The sequence below is a fragment of the Klebsiella aerogenes genome (assembly GCA_029027985.1).
Lineage (GTDB): Bacteria > Pseudomonadota > Gammaproteobacteria > Enterobacterales > Enterobacteriaceae > Klebsiella > Klebsiella aerogenes_A.
This window is the reverse complement of record CP119076.1, coordinates 1,260,708-1,278,069: the sequence shown is the minus strand read 5'-3', so window position 1 is coordinate 1,278,069 and position 17,362 is coordinate 1,260,708. Positions and strand designations below refer to the sequence as shown.

The 17,362-nt window shown below is 58.9% G+C and carries 14 protein-coding genes; 1 reads left to right on the top strand and 13 read right to left on the bottom strand.

Translation table 11 applies throughout. The features are described from left to right. Positions 1-148 precede the first annotated feature (148 nt). Complete coding sequence (gene pbpC / locus PYR66_06145) at positions 149-2,473, bottom strand: peptidoglycan glycosyltransferase PbpC (GenBank protein WEF29295.1); 2,325 nt, start codon at positions 2,471-2,473, stop codon at positions 149-151. After that, complete coding sequence (locus PYR66_06140) at positions 2,474-7,420, bottom strand: alpha-2-macroglobulin (GenBank protein WEF29294.1); 4,947 nt, start codon at positions 7,418-7,420, stop codon at positions 2,474-2,476. It abuts the gene before it with no gap. Positions 7,421-7,624: 204 nt separating this feature from the next. Between PYR66_06140 and sseA the strand changes: the two genes are divergently transcribed. Continuing rightward, positions 7,625-8,473, top strand: a complete 849-nt coding sequence (sseA, locus tag PYR66_06135) for a 3-mercaptopyruvate sulfurtransferase (GenBank protein WEF29293.1) — start codon at positions 7,625-7,627, stop codon at positions 8,471-8,473. 45 nt (positions 8,474-8,518) lie between these two features. On the opposite strand, the gene sseB is transcribed toward sseA, so the two are convergent. The 11 genes from sseB to trmJ all read right to left on the bottom strand — a co-directional run bounded on the left by sseB (position 8,519) and on the right by trmJ (position 17,355). Then, positions 8,519-9,295, bottom strand: a complete 777-nt coding sequence (gene sseB / locus PYR66_06130) for an enhanced serine sensitivity protein SseB (GenBank protein ID WEF29292.1) — start codon at positions 9,293-9,295, stop codon at positions 8,519-8,521. A gap of 95 nt (positions 9,296-9,390) precedes the next feature. Next, positions 9,391-10,677 carry an aminopeptidase PepB gene (gene pepB, locus PYR66_06125; GenBank protein WEF29291.1) on the bottom strand — a complete coding sequence of 429 codons (1,287 nt, stop codon included), beginning with the start codon at positions 10,675-10,677 and terminating at the stop codon, positions 9,391-9,393. Between the two features lie 71 nt (positions 10,678-10,748). Then, positions 10,749-10,949 carry a Fe-S cluster assembly protein IscX gene (gene iscX, locus PYR66_06120; protein WEF29290.1) on the bottom strand — a complete coding sequence of 67 codons (201 nt, stop codon included), beginning with the start codon at positions 10,947-10,949 and terminating at the stop codon, positions 10,749-10,751. 1 nt (position 10,950) lies between these two features. Further along, positions 10,951-11,286, bottom strand: a complete 336-nt coding sequence (gene fdx / locus PYR66_06115) for an ISC system 2Fe-2S type ferredoxin (protein WEF29289.1) — start codon at positions 11,284-11,286, stop codon at positions 10,951-10,953. Between the two features lies 1 nt (position 11,287). Then, entirely contained in the window at positions 11,288-13,138 is a 1,851-nt protein-coding gene (gene hscA / locus PYR66_06110; protein WEF29288.1) for a Fe-S protein assembly chaperone HscA, read from the bottom strand. Between the two features lie 15 nt (positions 13,139-13,153). Further along, positions 13,154-13,669 (bottom strand): co-chaperone HscB, encoded by a 516-nt coding sequence (gene hscB, locus PYR66_06105; GenBank protein ID WEF29287.1) that lies wholly within the window; start codon positions 13,667-13,669, stop codon positions 13,154-13,156. Positions 13,670-13,742: 73 nt separating this feature from the next. After that, positions 13,743-14,066, bottom strand: a complete 324-nt coding sequence (gene iscA / locus PYR66_06100) for an iron-sulfur cluster assembly protein IscA (protein ID WEF29286.1) — start codon at positions 14,064-14,066, stop codon at positions 13,743-13,745. A gap of 19 nt (positions 14,067-14,085) precedes the next feature. Further along, entirely contained in the window at positions 14,086-14,472 is a 387-nt protein-coding gene (iscU, locus tag PYR66_06095; GenBank protein WEF29285.1) for a Fe-S cluster assembly scaffold IscU, read from the bottom strand. 25 nt (positions 14,473-14,497) lie between these two features. Next, positions 14,498-15,712: a cysteine desulfurase gene (gene iscS / locus PYR66_06090; protein ID WEF29284.1), complete on the bottom strand. Its 1,215-nt coding sequence runs from the start codon at positions 15,710-15,712 to the stop codon at positions 14,498-14,500. Positions 15,713-15,890: 178 nt separating this feature from the next. Continuing rightward, entirely contained in the window at positions 15,891-16,382 is a 492-nt protein-coding gene (iscR, locus tag PYR66_06085; protein WEF29283.1) for a Fe-S cluster assembly transcriptional regulator IscR, read from the bottom strand. 241 nt (positions 16,383-16,623) lie between these two features. After that, entirely contained in the window at positions 16,624-17,355 is a 732-nt protein-coding gene (trmJ, locus tag PYR66_06080) for a tRNA (cytosine(32)/uridine(32)-2'-O)-methyltransferase TrmJ (protein WEF29282.1), read from the bottom strand. Positions 17,356-17,362: the final 7 nt, after the last annotated feature.

The following is a 17,362-nucleotide window of genomic DNA, read 5'->3' as shown; positions in this document are numbered from 1 at the left end:
ATTAAATGTTCTGTTGTCGCGCATACGATCGTATGGCCTGGCGCGCATTATAATGAGCAACGTCGGCGATGCCTACGGATGAAGGTAACATTTTGTTAAAATAAGATGAGTATTAGCAACACAAACCGCCAACAATAGATTCACCCCGTTACTGTAGGGTGAAATTCGCCGCCGCCGTTTGCCCTGTTTCATCCATCACCACCAGCTGCCACTCGCCAGGTTTCTCCAGCGTAAGGGTTGTCCTCGCGCTGTCCGCGTCTAAGGGTTCGCCGTTAATAAACCACCAGCGGCGTCCCTCCCCGCCGGTCGTTTGCAGCGGCAACATCACCCGCGCCTCGCCCGGCAGACGTTTAATCACCGCGCCTTCACGGATGCCAGACAGCACCAGCGGCGCGGCATCCTGAGTTTGCAGCGGCGGACACGCCTTCGATGCCGGTCCCAGACGCGCGCGACGCCGTTCGCTGGCCGGTAGCCATGGCTCTAGCGGCAGCGGCCAGACATCGACATGCGCTTCCGTCGCGCCGGGGCAATCCGCTGCCACCCGCTCGCCTTGTTCATTACGCCATAGCGGGAAGCGGATCCCGCGCACGCCCTCCTGCCCCGGCAGCAGCAAGGTCGGCGGCTGGCTCTCTTCCAGTAGCCAGGTGGCTAAACGTCGGCGGCAGTTGCTATCACCAACCGGCAGATCCTGTCCGCCGGGCCAGCAGATGCTTCCACGGCTGACCGTCTCAGGGCGCGGGTCGACCGGTAACCCGCCGCGGCTCATTGCCGGGCGCGCCAGCAGCATATTGTTGACCTGATTCAGCAACGGTACGGCGCTGGCGAAACCAAACTGCCCCACCACCGGCGTGCCGTCTGGTCGCCCGGTCCAGATGCCAATCAGATAACGCGCGTTGAGACCCACCGCCCACGCATCGCGATAGCCATAGCTGGTGCCGGTTTTCCACGCCAACGGCACCGTTTGCGGCAACGACGCGTCAGGCAACGGCTGCGCCTCGCCAGCAAGAATGCGCCGGGTGATCCACGCCGCCCCAGGCGACATCAGCGCCCTTTCCACCAGCGGATCGTCGGGTTTAATACGCAGCCGCGCGGCCTTACCGTGACGGGCAAAAGCGCTATACGCCGCGACAATATCCTTCAGCCGCGCCCCTGCGCCGCCGAGGATCAATGACAGATTAGGCTCCGCGCCGGCAGGCAACATCAGCGGCAGCCCGGCATTATGTAAATTAGCCGCAAAGCGTTTTGGCCCATAGGCTTCAAGCACCTGCACCGCCGGAAGATTCAGCGAGCGTACCAGCGCTTCGCTGGCGCTCACCGGGCCATGAAAACCGCTATCAAAATTACCGGGTCGGTAGTCGCTAAAACGGCGCGGAACATCCTGTAATAACGAAGCCGGATGAATCAGCCCTTCATCCATCGCCATGGCGTAAACAAACGGTTTCAGCACCGATCCCGGCGAGCGGACCACCGAGACCATATCAATATGGCCAAAGCGGCTATCGTCGTTAATATCCGCCGACCCCACCCAGCCGCGAACTTTCATATCCGTATGATCGACGACGACTATCGCCAGCGAGCTGCGCGGCGGCAGGCGCGATTTCCAGTTCAGCGCCAGATCTTCGAGCTGGCGCTGAAGCCCGGCGTCCAGGGTCGTCACCACCTTTTCGCCGCGGCCAGTCGCCAACGCGCGGCGCGCGAAGAGCGGCGCCAGCTGCGGCATCTGGCGCGGAAACAGCCACACCGGTTCTTCAATGGCTTCTTTCACCGCTCGCTGCGGCCAGACGCCCTGGCTGAGCATGCGCTCCAGCACCTTATCGCGCGCGGCCTGCGCCCGCTGCGGCCAGCGGTCCGGGCGTAAGCGGCTGGGCGCCTGCGGCAGCACCGCCAGCAGCGCCGCTTCGCCATAGCTGAGCTGTGCGGGCGGTTTACCGAGATAGGCCCAACTGGCCGCGCCGATCCCCTGTAAAGTGCCGCCAAACGGCGCGCGATTCAGATACAGCGTGAGAATATCGCTTTTTGACAGATGCCACTCCAGTTGCAACGCCCGCCACAGCTGGCGCAGCTTGCCGCCGAAGGTTTTCGGATGCGGATCGAGCAGACGCGCTACCTGCATGGTGAGAGTGCTGCCGCCAGAGATGACCCGCCCGGAAGTGAGATCCTGCCACGCGGCGCGCATTACGGCGAAAGGGTTGACCCCTGGATGCTTCCAGAACCAGCGGTCTTCATACTGGATAAGCGCCTGCAGATAGCGCGGCGAGACGTCGGCGATGGTCACCGGGTAACGCCAGACGCCCTGCGCATCGGCAAAGCGCCACAGCGGCGTACCGTCTTCCGCTACCACTACGCGGGCGGGCGTGACCTCATGCAGCGGCAACGGCCACAGACGATCGGCCGTCAGCACCGCCAGCCACAGCAGAAAAATAAACGCCGCCAGCCAGCGCCAGCGGCGTTTTATCCGACTCAATAGCCGCATTTATGGCGTCACGGTCAGCGGGCCGCTGGCCGCTCCTGTTGCCCGCCACTGCGGCACATACATCGATTCGACTTGCGGCTGCGGTACCTGATAGGTACCCGGCGTCACCGCGCGCGCCAGATAGACCAGCGTCACCGGCTGGCCCTCATTGATGGCGACGGCGGCGACAAAACGGTCGTCGCGGAACTCAATATGCTGAATATCCGCCTGCTGCATCTGATTCAACAAGTTTTGTACCGCTTCGCCGTTTTCCTGCAGACTGGCGCTGCTGGCGGCCAGATTTTGGTTTTCCAGCTCCAGCCCAGCCGGCAGCAGATCCACCACCAGCGCATCAGGGACATTACGTTTGGCGGTCACTTCCAGCTTCACCAGCACCAATTCCCCGCTGCGCAACGCCGCAAGCGACTTCTGCTGGCCCTGGGTATCGAAAATCGTTCGTTCAATACCCAGCACGTTGCCGCCTGGCTGCGGCGCGCTTTGTGGGTAACCGCTGCTGTCCAGACGCAGCCACAGCGGCTGGTTACCAGTGTTGCTCACCTGCAACGCCGCCAGCCGATCGCCGTTAAGATTGCGGGTTTGCGCTTTATCGCCGGAAAGCGGTTCCGCCTGCAGCGACGTTTGCGCCTGCCAGTTGCCCGGCAGATCCGCGAGCGTGCGCCCGGCCAGGAACAGCGCGTTGGTTTCCTGAGTCGACAGCCAGCGCTGGCCGTAAGCCTCTTCCGACAAACTGCTCAACAGCTGATTTTGCACATCCGGCAACAGCTTGTTCTCTTCCAGCAGCGCCAGTTTCAACGCGTCATCGCGTAGCGCGCTGCCGTAATCGCCCAACCAGCGGTTCTCATCTTTACGCGGCGTCGCGACCGCCAGCTTCATGGCCTCATCGCCGCGCGGCGCGTCCCCCATGGTTTTCAGCGCAATACCGAGCTGTAGCAGCGGCAGGCCGGAACGCGCCTGATCGTGACGACCCCAGATTTCACGCAGCGCGCCAAGCGGCGCTTTTTGCTGACGCGCCAGCACCAGCGCGGCATAAGCCTGAGCGGCAAAACGGCTGGCCTGCGCATCATCGCTGTAGCGCACGGTCATCAAGCCCGGCTCCTGCAGATAGCGCAGCAGACGCTCGTTCCCCTTGTTGATGGCGTTAACCGGCACGCTATAGCCCTGCTCGCCCGCGCGGACAAGGAAATCCATGGCGTAGGCAGTCAACCAGTATTCTTCCGGACCTTCTTTGTCCCACAGCGCAAAACCGCCGTTTTCCAGCTGCATCTGCAACAGACGCGAGATACCGACATCAACCGCCGCACGACGTTTTTCATCGCTATCGCCGCTGATGCCCAACGCTTTTAGCTGCGCCGCGTTGGTGTACAGCGACGGGAACAGACCACTGGCGGTCTGCTCAAGGCAGCCGTAAGGATAGGCTTTCAGATCGCGGATATAGCGGGCCAGATTCAACGGCGGTTTGCCGCTGAACACCAGTTGGCCCTGCAGCGTTTCCGGCGCGAAGCCCTGGCTTTGCGCCGCTGGCGCCTGCCAGCTTTCTCCCGGCTGCAGCACCGCGCCGCTGTTGATGGTCTGTGCCGGGAATGCCGGACGTACGCCAATTTTCCACTGCTTTTGCAGCGGCGCGAAGGTTTCGCCCGGTAAGCTCAGGCCGCTAATGGTCGCGCTCACCTGACCATCGCCAAAGCCCGCTAACGCGCTAACCGGCACGAATAGCGTACTACGCGCGCCGGGCGCCAGCTGCACCGGCGGCAATTGACCATCGGTCAGCTTCAGCAACCCGCTGGCGGCAAGGTTAACCTGCAGGGTTTGCGGTTTATCCGTCAGGTTGCTGAGATCCAACGCCAGCCGTGTAGCATCGCCGCTGGCAAGGAAGCGCGGGGTATTCAATTCCGCGATAACCGGCGCGGCCACCACCACTTTATCTTCGCTGCTGCCGAAGTCGTCTGCCGTCCAGGCCTGCGCCATCACCCGCAGTTCACCGTTAAAATCACCGATCGGCAAAGTGACAGTCCCCTCGCCCTGATCGTTAAGCACCACCGGCTGCGCCTGCTGGGCAATAATCGTCAGGTGATTGACCGGCGGTTTCCCACCACGTTTTAGCTCATCGCCGTCGCCGCCGAAGCGCAGGTTGGCTAAACGCCCCTGCCCTTCAATCACCTGGCCGTAGATATCATAGATATCCGCGCCGTAGCGCTTCTGACCAAAGAAAGCGTTCCACGGATCCGGCGTGGCGTAATCGGTAATGTTCAACACCCCGCTATCCACCGCGGAGAGCAAGACGTTGACCTGTTTCGGCGCCTCACCCTCTTTGACGCTGGCTTTCACCTTCACCTTCACCGTCAGCGGTTGGTTCGGGCGCATTTTTTCCGGCGCTTCCAGCGCCAACGTCAGGCGGCGATTTTCATCGCCCAACGGTAGATGCAGTAGACCGACCGCGCGTTTCGGCGTCGCCGAGCGCGATTTATCACCCGGGCGGATCACCAGGGTGCTGAGATAAAGGTCGTGGCGATTCCAGGCTTTATCGACCGGAATCGACAGATCCATGCCGTCGGCCGGGACATCGATCTCCTGCCACCATAGCGGCCCTTCGCTCGATTCCACCATCGCATAGCCTTTACCCGCCGCCGGGGCGGCGATGTGCAGCTTGATAGTATCGCCCGGTTTATAGTTCGGCTTATCCAGCTTCATGGTCACCCGGTCCGGACGCGCCGCGCCGGTGCCTTCACTGTTATCCTGCCAGCTATAGCCCGCCCAGAATCGCACGCTACTGACCACATCGTCCGGACCTTTCACCTCCAGACGATACGAACCCCATTCCACCGGGAAGCTGACTTTGCCGATCTGCCCGGCCTGCAGGTCCAGCGACGCCTCGCCCTCCGGCAGATCTTTTTGATCGAACTGCGACTGCCAGCCTTCGCTATCGGACCAGTTCCAGTAGTAATCGCGGCGCTCGCGGATCAGCCGCACCTGCAGGCCGGAAACCGCTTTTTTCTCGCCTTTGGCATCGGCATAAACGATGTCAAAGGCGGCGTTGCTGTTTTCATCGACCACTGGCTGTTTTACCGTGGTATCGGTGCGGTAGTCGTAAACATCCTTCAACGTAAATTGCGGACGGATCCCCGGCAGCGCATCGGCAGGCCAGATCGGCTGCTGTACGGTACGGGTGACCGGGCGACCGCCGGACTCCAGTAGGCTGGCCTGCAGCACCACCTGCAGCGGCGAATGGCTATCCTGCCACTGACTGGCGGCCGTGACTTCAGCGTGACCTTTTTCATCCAGCGTCATCTGGACTTCATCGAGGCTACGGGAGAGATTCTCTTCAGCGATATCGCCAAACTGGAAGCCCGGCAGCGCGGCGACGGCATCACGCAGCGGGCGCAGGAACAATTTGCCCTGTAGCTGGTTGCCGCTGGCCGGCGCGCCGTAAAGATAGACGCCGCTGACGCCAAAAGTCACATCGGCATTCGGCGCAATCGGCGCAGCCTGCGGCGTCAGGTTCAGCGCCATGCGTTCCGGCATAAAATCTTCGACGTGGAAATCCCACTCACGCGGCTGGTTGTCGCCGGTGCTGGCGCGGATATGCCACATACCCGTCGCCGCGCCGCTATCGAGCGGGTAAGTAAACTGATACAGGCCGTTGACCGGCTTGCTCATCAGCGAACGAATCACCTGACCATCCGGCTGCACCACTTCCAGCTTCACCGGCTGTTCCGCCAGCGGCTTACCGTCGCCGTCACGCAACAGCGCGTTAAGGATCACCGTTTCGCCAGGACGATACAGATCGCGCGGACCGAACATAAAGAACTGTTTGCTATAGCCCGGCGCGCCGGCGATAGAGAATTCCGCCAGATCCAACGCCGGCAGCTTGAGGTCGAGCAGCGTAGTTTGCCCGTCTTTGCGCGCCAGCAGCAGCGCCGCGTCTTTATCGGTTTGCAGGGTGACATGACCCTGGCTATCGCTGTTCGCTTGCGCCAGGGTCTGCCCTTTGGCGTTGAGCAGTTGAACCTCAATCCCCGACTGCGCGGCGCCGTTTTCCAGACTCTGGGTGAAAACGTCCAGCCGATTGTGGTAGCGGTGCGCCGAGACGCCGATGTCGCTGAGGGTAAACAGCGTCGCCGCATTGCTGTAGCTGTAGCGGCCTGCCGGGTTCATCACCGCCACATACACACCCGGCTGCTGGAGCGGTTTAATGTCGCTCAGCGGCAGCAGCAGCTTTTCACGCGTATTACGCGCCGGATTCAGATCGAAACGCCCGGTATAAACCAGCTCAGCCATTTTCAGCAGTTCGTCAGATTCCCAGTTGCTTAATGAGTTACGGTATTCCCACTGGCTAACGAAGGCAGAGAGTGATTCCGGCTTAATACGGAAGAAATTGACGTCAACATTATCGACGTTGAGGGCCATCACCGGCAGCCCGGCGACGACGTTGCCCGGCAGCAGCGAGCCGCGGCTGGCGAAACCCACGCTTGGGGCAATATCGCGGGTGGCGATCGTTTTTTCAAAATGGCTGCCGAAAGTCGCCTCGTTTAGCGCCGTCAGCGTCGGATCCACAGAGACAATCAGCTCGCGCTTTGGCTCAAGATGGCGCAGGCGCAGCTCTTTCAGGTTCGGCGCCAGCTCCCACGCGCCATCCACCTTGCCGCTTTTCTTGTCGACCAGATGTACGCTGTGGGAAAAATCCTGATCCGGCTTCAGCGGAATAGAGAACGTAAGCACCAGCGTCGCCGCGCCGTCGAGCTGCACTTCGGAGGCGTCAAGCAGCGTCAGCGCTTTGCCCTGGCTTTTTTCTTTTAGCGTCGCCAGCTGTGCGCTATCCGGCTTTTCCGCTGCCGCGGTGCCTTTATCTGCGGCCGAAACGGCCTGCGGTTCGCCGCTGTTATCGCAGCCGGTCAATGATAGTGCGGTAAGGAGCGCCAACGATAGCGCCGCTAAACGAAATGGTTTCATCCTTCTAACCCCTCGGCCCAGAGCCTGATGTCATTCATAACGTTTTATTATGCGCTATGACGACGATTGCCAACAGCTACCAGTATAGAAATGGCCGATGAACCAGAAAACAGCGTGACGGCCTCCCCACTCCGGCGCCCTTAACTTGTCAGCCTGGGTTAAAACGCCGACAATTCATTGATGGATAATAAAACGGAGGCACTCATGTCCACCTCATTCTTTGTCGCTGCCGACTGGCTGGCGGAACATATTGACGACCCGCAGATTCAAATTATTGATGCGCGTATGGCGCCAGCAGGCCAGGAAGCGTTGCGCGATATGACGGCCGAATATCGCGCCGGACATATTCCCGGCGCGGTTTTTTTTGATATCGAAGCGCTGTCCGACCACACCAGTCCGCTGCCGCACATGATGCCGCGGGCGGAAACCTTCGCCGTCGCGATGCGCGAACTTGGCGTCAGCAGCGATAAACACCTGGTGGTGTATGACGAAGGCAATCTCTTCTCGGCGCCGCGCGCCTGGTGGATGTTGCGGACCTTTGGCGTCGAAAATGTGTCGATTGTCGCAGGCGGCCTTGAAGGCTGGCGCCGTGACGAACTGCCGCTGGAGCAAGGCGAACCCCAACTGGCGGAAGGCGAATTCGACGTCAATTTCGATCCTGAGGTGATCAAGCGTTTAACCGACGTACTGCTGGTCAGCCACGAAGGATCGGCGCAGATCGTTGATGCTCGCCCGGCGGCGCGTTTTAATGGCCTGGCCGATGAACCGCGTCCGGGCTTACGTCGCGGGCATATCCCCGGCGCGCTTAACGTGCCGTGGACCGATCTGGTGATTAACGGCGAGCTGAAAACCGTCGATGAGATGAACGATATTTTTATTCGCCAGGGTGTTGATTTTGAACGGCCGATTATCGCCAGCTGCGGTTCCGGCGTCACGGCGGCGGTCGTGGTGTTGGCGCTGACGACGCTCGGCGTGAACGGCGTCTGCCTGTACGATGGTTCATGGAGTGAATGGGGCGCGCGGACAGATTTGCCGATCGAGCCGGCGCAGTAGCCATGAACATGCCCGGGTAGTGGTTACGCCCTACCCGGGAAGTCTTTAAATAATGCGATTCTGCTTGAAATCACGCAGGAAGCTGCCCCAGCGTTTTTCATAAAACGGCGTGATGTGGGCAAGCATAAAGTGGCTGATGCCCTTCTCGCCTTCCACGACCTGGCAAATATCGATAGGTTCATCGCCGGGCAACGTATCCGTCGCCACGCTGCCGGTCGAGTGGATAATCGCTTCAATATCCCCTTCCGCTTCAATACCGATCAGCAGGTTGGCCGGCGCATCAGCGCTCTCTTTAATGGAGCACAGAAACGCGCGCTTCACCGTCTTCAGCGTTTTGAACAGCGTGGTCAGGGAATCCACCATCTGCGCCGGCGGTTCGGCGACTTCAGACAGCAACAGCGCTTCACCGCCTTCCAGCACCGTCTGAGTGCTAAGCGGGCTGCCTTCTTCCCCTAACAGATGGCTGATTTCACGCGGCGTAAATTCCTTGCCGGTCGGCAGCCGGGCATTGAGGAACAGCGATTCGCCGAGCGTCATCGCCATCAGCGTGCGCGCGGGCATCACCACGAAAGCCTGCTCATCTTCAACCGCCTGCTGCAGCGCGTCCAGCGAGGTGAAGAAAGGAATAACGGAGGTACCGTCATCTTTTTCCCAATGCTGTAGATCGAGAGCGCTATCTTCGACAATCTGCTCGCCATCCGCCGCCGCGCCCGGCACCCAAACGGTAGCCTCAAGCAGCGCGCTGAAAAATGCCGGGCGATGAGCAGGCTCCGTCGCCGCCTTCTCCAGCAAAGTTTCTAATTCGTTTTTAGTATCAGACATAGTTTCGCTACTTCAACATCGCCCGGCGGCGCCACGCCTGCACGGGCTTACGAATATTGTAAGCCGGGTAAGCGCAGCGCTACCCGGCAAGACCATTACTCAGCGGTAAGCAGGTTGGCAATGGTACGCACGCCAAGGCCCGTCGCCCCCGCAGACCACTGTTCCACCGCCGCTTTACGGTAGGTTGCGGAGCAGTCAATATGCAGCCAACCCTGATGGTAATTTTCCACGAAGTGGGACAAGAAGCCCGCTGCGGTGCTGGCGCCAGCCGGATAAGCCGCGCTGCCGGTGTTGTTCAACTCAGCAAAATTAGACGGCAGCTGGTTGCGGTGGAACTCGGCCAGCGGTAGGCGCCAGAAGGCTTCGTTTTCCGCCTGCGCGCTCGCCAGCAGGCGATTCGCCAGACCATCGTCAAAGCTGAACAGCGCGTGGTAATCGTTGCCCAACGCGGTTTTCGCCGCGCCGGTCAGGGTGGCGGCATCGATGATCAGCTCCGGCTTCTGCGCCGACGCATCAATCAGGCCATCCGCCAACACCAGACGGCCTTCGGCGTCGGTGTTCATGATCTCAACGGTTTTGCCGTTACGGTAATGAATGATATCGCCAAGCTTGAAGGCGTTGCCGCTAATCAGGTTGTCCGCGCAGCACAGGTACAGCTTCACGCGCTTATTCAGGCCGCGGGTAATGGCGAAAGCCAGCGCGCCGGTGACGGTGGCTGCGCCGCCCATATCGGATTTCATCGAATCCATAAAGGCGCTTTGCTTGATGCTGTAGCCGCCGGAGTCAAAGGTGATACCTTTGCCGACCAGGCAGGCGTAGACCGGCGCTTCTTTATCGCCGGTCGGGTTGTAGTCCAGCGCCAGCAGAACCGGCGGGCGCTCGGAGCCGCGGCCAACGGTGTGCAGACCGAGATAATTCTGCTCGCGCAGATCTTCGCCTTTGGTGATGCGATAAGTGACCTGGTCGCAGGCCACGCCGCACAGCAGGTCGACAGCGCGCTGCGCCAGCTGTTCCGGCCCCAGCTCTTCCGCTGGCGCGTTGATAGTGTCGCGCACCCAATCGATAATCGTCAGGCGGTTATCCAGTTCGCTGCGCTGCGCGTCGTCCAGGGTCGGCCATTCGACCTGACGCTGGCCCTTCGGCCCTTTATAGCCGGACCAGAACGCCCATGCGCGATCGGTATTCCAGCCCTCGCCGCTTAACGCGACGTGCTTGATACCCATTCCGTCAATTTTACGCGCCGCGCGCTGGATCAGTCCCAGGTCGTCTTTACCGTTGAGATGCAGGGCGACGCCGTCGTTATTCATACTCCAGGTCGCTTTTTCTCCCCAACGCGCGTCGGCAGGCTGAGTAGAGAGCGTAATCTTCATGGCTTCGGTCATTATCTTTATCCTTATTAGCAAACGGGCCACCCTATGGCAGCCCGTTAAAATTTTTTCGCTTAACGCGAAAATTATTCGGCTTCGTCTAACCAGACTAGCAGAATCGCCTCCAGAATTTTTTCATTGGATGCGTTTGGGTCGTCATCGAACTCCTCCAGATCGCAAATCCACTGATGCATGTCAGTAAAGCGAACGGTTTTCGGGTCGAGATCCGGGTAAGCATCATACAATGCTTCGCCGATTTCACGGCTGTCGGTCCATTTCAGTGCCATATTAGTGCTCGCGTGCGTGGTTGATGGTGTAACGCGGGATCTCAATGACCAGATCTTCGTCGGTGACGCGCGCCTGGCAGCTCAAACGGCTGTCAGGTTCCAGCCCCCAGGCTTTATCCAGCATATCGTCTTCATCTTCGCTACTTTCCGCCAGCGAGTCAAAACCTTCACGTACGATGCAGTGACAGGTCGTGCAGGCACAGGATTTTTCACAGGCGTGTTCAATCTCGATACCGCTACGCAGCGCAGCATCCAGAATGGTTTCACCGCGCTCAGCTTCCACAACTACGCCATCCGGACACAGGTCCTGGTGGGGCAGAAAAACAATTTTTGGCATTTTAAACCTCGTCCACGGATTGGCCTTTCAGCGCGACACGGACCGACTGGTCCATACGGCGTGCGGCGAATTCCTGGGTTTGTGTGTCGATATTTTTAATCGCTTCTTTAATCGCGTCGGCATCTTCGCCTACCGCTGCGGCGCGTACTTGCTCCGCGGCGGCATCGATAGCCTGACGCTCCACGGCGCTTAACAGCGCGGCGTCGGCGGCCAGCGCGCTTTCCAGGCTCTCAAGTACGCGTGCGGCTTCCACTTTCTGCTCAGCCAGCATACGCGCCTGAATATCCTGTTCGGCGTAGCTCATCGAATCTTTAATCATGTTGGCGATTTCGCCATCGCTCAGACCGTAGGACGGTTTCACCTGAATAGACGCTTCCACGCCGGTCGATTTTTCCATCGCCGTGACGCTCAGCAGACCGTCGGCATCCACCTGGAAGGTAACGCGGATATGCGCCCCACCCGCCGGCAGCGCCGGGATCCCGCGCAGCGCAAAACGCGCCAGGGAGCGGCAATCCTGCACCAGCTCGCGCTCGCCCTGCATCACATGGATAGACATCGCCGTCTGGCCATCTTTGAAGGTGGTGAAATCCTGCGCGCGGGCCACCGGAATGGTGGTATTCCGCGGGATCACTTTCTCTACCAGACCACCCATGGTTTCCAGCCCTAACGACAGCGGGATAACGTCGAGCAACAGCAGTTCGCTGTCCGGCTTATTGCCGACCAGAATGTCCGCCTGAATCGCCGCACCGATGGCGACGACTTTATCCGGGTCGATCGCCGTCAGCGGAGTACGACCAAAGAACTCGCCGACGCGCTCACGCACCAGCGGCACACGGGTCGAACCGCCAACCATGACCACTTCCAGCACCTCTTGCGCCTCAACGCCCGCGTCTTTCAGCGCGCGACGACAGGCCATCAACGTCCGTTTTACCAGCGAGGCAATCAGGTCATTAAACTGGTTACGGGTAATATCGCCCTGCCAGCCGCCGACCGCGACATGCGCCACGTCGGCATCGCTAAGCGCGATTTTCGCCGCGATGGCGGCGTCCAACAGCTCACGTTGCAGGCGGTTGTCGCTGCGATCGCTGAAACCCGCCTGTTCACGCAGGTAGTCCGCCAGCAGATGGTCGAAATCATCGCCGCCAAGCGCGGAATCACCACCGGTAGCCAGCACTTCAAACACCCCGCGGCTTAAGCGCAGAATGGAGATATCAAAGGTGCCGCCGCCGAGATCGTAGACGGCAATCACGCCTTCCTGACCGGAATCAAGGCCATAGGCGATCGCCGCGGCGGTCGGTTCATTGAGCAAGCGCAGGACATGCAGGCCCGCCAGACGCGCCGCGTCTTTGGTCCCCTGACGCTGGGCGTCATCGAAATAGGCGGGAACGGTAATCACGACGCCGTCGAGCTCGCCAGCCAGCGCTTCGGTCGCCCGGGCGGCAAGCGCTTTGAGGATATCGGCGGACACGCGAATCGGATTCAGCAGACCGCCTGCGGTCTGGATCATCGGCAGGCCGTTTTCGCTTGCCTGCAGCTGATAAGGCAAATGCGGGTAACGGTTTTGAATATCGGCGAGAGAGCGCCCCATCATTCGCTTCACGGAACTGATGGTATTGACGGGATCCTGCGCGGCGTTTTGCCGTGCGTCGTAGCCGACGGTCAGACCCGATGCGTGGTAGTTCACCACCGACGGCAGCAGGTAGCGGCCTTGATGATCGGGCAGAGTTTCGGCCTGGCCGCTACGCACGGTAGCAACCAGAGAATTGGTGGTGCCAAGGTCAATACCGGCCGCCAGACGACGCTGATGCGGCGCGGCGCTCAGACCAGGCTCACTAATTTGTAATAGGGCCATAATTGCTTCCGAAAATTAAAAATCGAGCAGTTTTTCTTCGAGTTCTTCAGCACTGCTGCGCAGTTTATCGAGAAAACGGAGCTTGCGTACAGTATCTGCCGCCGCATCCCAGCTCTCGTGATGCAATTGTTCCACCATCAGCTGGTGGCGGGTATCAAACAGCGCTTTTACCCGTTTGATAAAGGCTTCCAGCCGCGCTTCGTCTTTCGCCTGGCCGATTTCATCGAGCTCTTCGCGAAGCTCCAGCTGTTCCATCAGGAACGCGGTATCACGCACGGTATGCTGCTCGCTGGCAAGGTCGAAACCGTGCAGCGACAGGAGGTACTCCGCACGAGTCAGCGGGTGGCGCAAAGTCTGCCATGCCTGGTTAATGGTGGCGGAGTGCTGGACCGCAACCAGCTGTTCCGCAGCAGGCGCGCTGGCAAATTTATCCGGATGGTACTGGCGCTGCAGATCCTGATACCGGACAGCCAGTTGTTCAAGCGAGAGGGTATAGCTGGCTGGTAACCCAAAGAGGGTGAAATAGTCCATAGTAACCTCAGGGTCAAGCATCTAAACGAAACCCCACGCGCGGCGTGGCCACGGTGGGGTTAGGGATTACCGATTATACGTGGAAGCTTTCGCCGCAACCGCACTCGTCTTTCACGTTCGGGTTAGTGAACTTAAACCCTTCGTTCAGGCCTTCTTTAACGAAGTCCAGTTGAGTGCCGTCGAGGAATTGCAGGCTCTTACCGTCGATCACGACTTTCACGCCTTTGTCTTCAAACACGGTGTCTTCTGCCGCCGGCTCGTCAACAAATTCCAGTACATAAGCCATGCCTGAACAGCCGGAGGTTCTTACCCCCAGACGCAGGCCAAAGCCTTTACCGCGGTTCGCCAGAAAGGAATTGACTCGCGCTGCTGCACTGTCGCTTAAGGTAATCGACATAACAAACCTCAACTCTTAATTATTTTGCTTCACGTTTGCTTTTGTAATCCGCAATCGCGGCTTTAATCGCGTCTTCCGCCAGGATGGAGCAGTGAATTTTCACCGGCGGCAGTTCCAGTTCGTCGGCGATATCGGTGTTCTTGATAGCCTGAGCTTCGTCCAGAGATTTCCCCTTCACCCATTCAGTGACCAGGGAGCTGGAAGCGATAGCAGAACCGCAACCATAGGTCTTGAAGCGCGCGTCTTCAATGATACCTTCATTGTTGACTTTAATCTGCAACTTCATGACGTCGCCGCAAGCCGGCGCGCCAACCATACCGCTGCCAACGCTGTCGTCGCTGTTGTCGAAGGAACCGACGTTGCGCGGGTTTTCGTAATGATCGATGACTTTTTCGCTGTATGCCATGATGAATTCTCCTTATCGGTACCGATTAGTGATGTGACCATTCAATGCTGTTCAGATCCACGCCCTGCTTGAACATTTCCCACAACGGAGAAAGGTCGCGCAGACGGCCGATGGAGTTACGAACCAGATTGATGGTGTAGTCAATCTCTTCTTCGGTAGTGAAACGACCTAAAGAGAAACGAATTGAACTGTGCGCCAGTTCATCAGTCATGCCTAACGCACGCAGCACGTAGGACGGCTCAAGGCTCGCGGAAGTACAGGCTGAACCGGAGGAAACCGCCAGGTCTTTCAGCGCCATAATCAGCGACTCACCTTCAACATAGTTGAAGCTGACGTTGAGAATGTTCGGCGCGCCCTGTTCGAGGTCGCCGTTCAGGTAAACTTCTTCCATATCTTTCACGCCGTTCCACAGACGGTCGCGCAGGCCGCGTAAACGCGCCATTTCGCTTTCCATCTCTTCTTTCGCGATACGGTAAGCTTCACCCATACCGACGATCTGGTGGACGGGCAGAGTGCCGGAACGCATGCCGCGCTCGTGACCGCCGCCGTGCATCTGCGCTTCGATACGGATACGCGGCTTACGGCGTACGTACAGCGCGCCGATACCTTTTGGTCCGTAAATTTTGTGCCCGGAGAAGGACATCAGGTCAACTTTCAGCTGGCTCAGATCGATTGGCAGCTTGCCTACGCTCTGAGTGGCGTCAACGTGGTAAATGATACCGCGGGCACGGCACATCTCGCCGATGGTAGCGATATCCTGCACCACGCCGATTTCGTTGTTCACGTGCATGATGGAAACCAGGATGGTGTCGTCACGCATCGCTGCTTCCAGCTCTTTGAGATCGATAATACCGTTGCGCTGCGGAGCGAGGTAGGTCACTTCATAACCTTCGCGCTCAAGCTGACGGCAGGTATCCAGAACCGCTTTGTGCTCGGTTTTGCTGGTGATGATGTGCTTGCCTTTTTTCTGATAAAAGTTGGCTGCACCTTTAATCGCCAGGTTGTCGGATTCCGTTGCGCCGGAGGTAAAGACGATTTCGCGTGGATCAGCGCCAACCAGCTCAGCAATCTGATTACGGGCGATATCTACCGCCTCTTCAGCCTGCCAACCGAAACGGTGAGAACGTGAGGCCGGGTTACCAAAGGTCCCGTCCAGAGTCAGGAACTGCATCATTTTCTCGGCAACACGCGGGTCCACCGGCGTAGTTGCGGAGTAATCGAGGTAAATCGGTAATTTCATTGCTCTTAAACTCCGTACATCACTCAATGCAAGGAATCAGGCAACCGGCTTGATGTACGACCGAGTACACGAGATGTCGCAACATCCCGGCCTGATTCTGAAAATCTTTTATTATTGCTATCTACCCTGCCGTTTCATCTTGCAGCCCGTAAGCCGCAAGCTGAAACTAAGCCTCGTTCTAGGCGCGCAGTTTTACGTCAATGGCGTCCTGAGTACGAGTCGTACGCTGAGATTCATGATTGTGCTGACGACCAGACACATCAAGGATTTCCTGGTTATTCACCAGTTCACCCAGCGTGATGTTGTTCAGGAAACTGGTCAGACGCTCGCTCAGGTCGCGCCACAGCGCGTGAGTCAGACACTTATCGCCACCCTGGCAGCCGCCTTTACCCTGACAACGGGTGGCGTCAACGGATTCGTCTACGGCGCTGATCACTTCGCCTACGGCGATACTGCCAGCTTCTTTACCTAACAGGTAACCGCCGCCTGGCCCACGAACGCTGGATACCAGTCCATTTTTACGCAGGCGAGAGAACAGCTGTTCCAGATAGGAAAGCGAAATTCCCTGACGCTCTGAAATATCTGCCAACGGAACCGGGCCCGTTTCAGAGTTGAGCGCAACGTCAAGCATCGCGGTCACGGCATAACGCCCTTTAGATGTCAGTCTCATGTCTTACTTAACCTCAAACTCGCCCCTGCCCGGGCTTTTTATTAATATGGGTATTGCATAGCAGGGCCAAGTCTGACATTCCCGAGTAAATTGGTCAACTATTTACTTGACTGTTTTAGTCAGGTATTTGGCTTTCCGTGCCGTTATTAATTTCGAGCCGCTCCCGGGGTCGGCCGAAGGCCTCGCCCGGGCTACAACAGAGATGTAGCCCGGCCAGGCGAAGCGCCGCCGGGCATGCGCCTTACTCTTTGTTTTTCTGCTCAATCGACGCCAGCATCCCGCGCAGGATGTTCAGCTCCTGGCTTTCCGGGCGGGCGCGGGTGAACAGACGACGCAGCTTGTTCATCACCTGCCCCGGATGGTTCGGACGGATAAAGCCGGTCGCCAGCAGCGTCTGCTCAAGGTGGCCATAGAAGCGTTCTAAATCATCCACCAGCGGGTACGGCGTCTCTTCATGTTCAACCGCCGGTTGTTCCTGCTCCTGAGTCGCCAGCCAGGCCATTCGCACTTCATAGGAGATAACCTGCACCGCCATCGCCAGGTTCAGCGAGCTGTATTCCGGGTTGGCGGCGATCGCCACGTGATAATGGCACTTCTGCAACTCGTCGTTGGTCAGGCCAACGCGCTCGCGGCCAAATACCAAGGCGACCGGCGCATGCTGGCCTTCGGCGACGCTTTTCAGACCGCATTCGCGCGGATCCAGCATCGGCCACGGCAATGTACGGGAGCGCGCGCTGGTGCCGACCACCAGGCTACAGCCCGCCAGCGCTTCATCAAGCGTATCGACGATCTGCGCGTTGCCAATCACATCGCTGGCGCCAGCGGCCAGCGCGATGGCCTGGGAATCCGGTTTGACCAACGGGTTGACCAGCCACAGGTTGGTCAAACCCATGGTTTTCATCGCGCGGGCGACAGAGCCCATATTGCCGGTGTGTGAGGTTTCTACCAGTACGATTCGAATATTTTGCAGCATTAGGGTT

Bases quoted from the DNA above. Each gene is read 5' to 3' on its own strand.
- iscX (WEF29290.1), bottom strand. From the start codon at position 10,949: ATGGCACTGAAATGGACCGACAGCCGTGAAATCGGCGAAGCATTGTAT.
- PYR66_06140 (WEF29294.1), bottom strand. From the start codon at position 7,420: ATGAAACCATTTCGTTTAGCGGCGCTATCGTTGGCGCTCCTTACCGCA.
- hscA (WEF29288.1), bottom strand. From the start codon at position 13,138: ATGGCCCTATTACAAATTAGTGAGCCTGGTCTGAGCGCCGCGCCGCAT.
- iscA (WEF29286.1), bottom strand. From the start codon at position 14,066: ATGTCGATTACCTTAAGCGACAGTGCAGCAGCGCGAGTCAATTCCTTT.
- iscU (WEF29285.1), bottom strand. From the start codon at position 14,472: ATGGCATACAGCGAAAAAGTCATCGATCATTACGAAAACCCGCGCAAC.
- hscB (WEF29287.1), bottom strand. From the start codon at position 13,669: ATGGACTATTTCACCCTCTTTGGGTTACCAGCCAGCTATACCCTCTCG.
- pepB (WEF29291.1), bottom strand. From the start codon at position 10,677: ATGACCGAAGCCATGAAGATTACGCTCTCTACTCAGCCTGCCGACGCG.
- sseB (WEF29292.1), bottom strand. From the start codon at position 9,295: ATGTCTGATACTAAAAACGAATTAGAAACTTTGCTGGAGAAGGCGGCG.
- pbpC (WEF29295.1), bottom strand. From the start codon at position 2,473: ATGCGGCTATTGAGTCGGATAAAACGCCGCTGGCGCTGGCTGGCGGCG.
- sseA (WEF29293.1), top strand. From the start codon at position 7,625: ATGTCCACCTCATTCTTTGTCGCTGCCGACTGGCTGGCGGAACATATT.
- iscS (WEF29284.1), bottom strand. From the start codon at position 15,712: ATGAAATTACCGATTTACCTCGATTACTCCGCAACTACGCCGGTGGAC.
- trmJ (WEF29282.1), bottom strand. From the start codon at position 17,355: ATGCTGCAAAATATTCGAATCGTACTGGTAGAAACCTCACACACCGGC.
- iscR (WEF29283.1), bottom strand. From the start codon at position 16,382: ATGAGACTGACATCTAAAGGGCGTTATGCCGTGACCGCGATGCTTGAC.
- fdx (WEF29289.1), bottom strand. From the start codon at position 11,286: ATGCCAAAAATTGTTTTTCTGCCCCACCAGGACCTGTGTCCGGATGGC.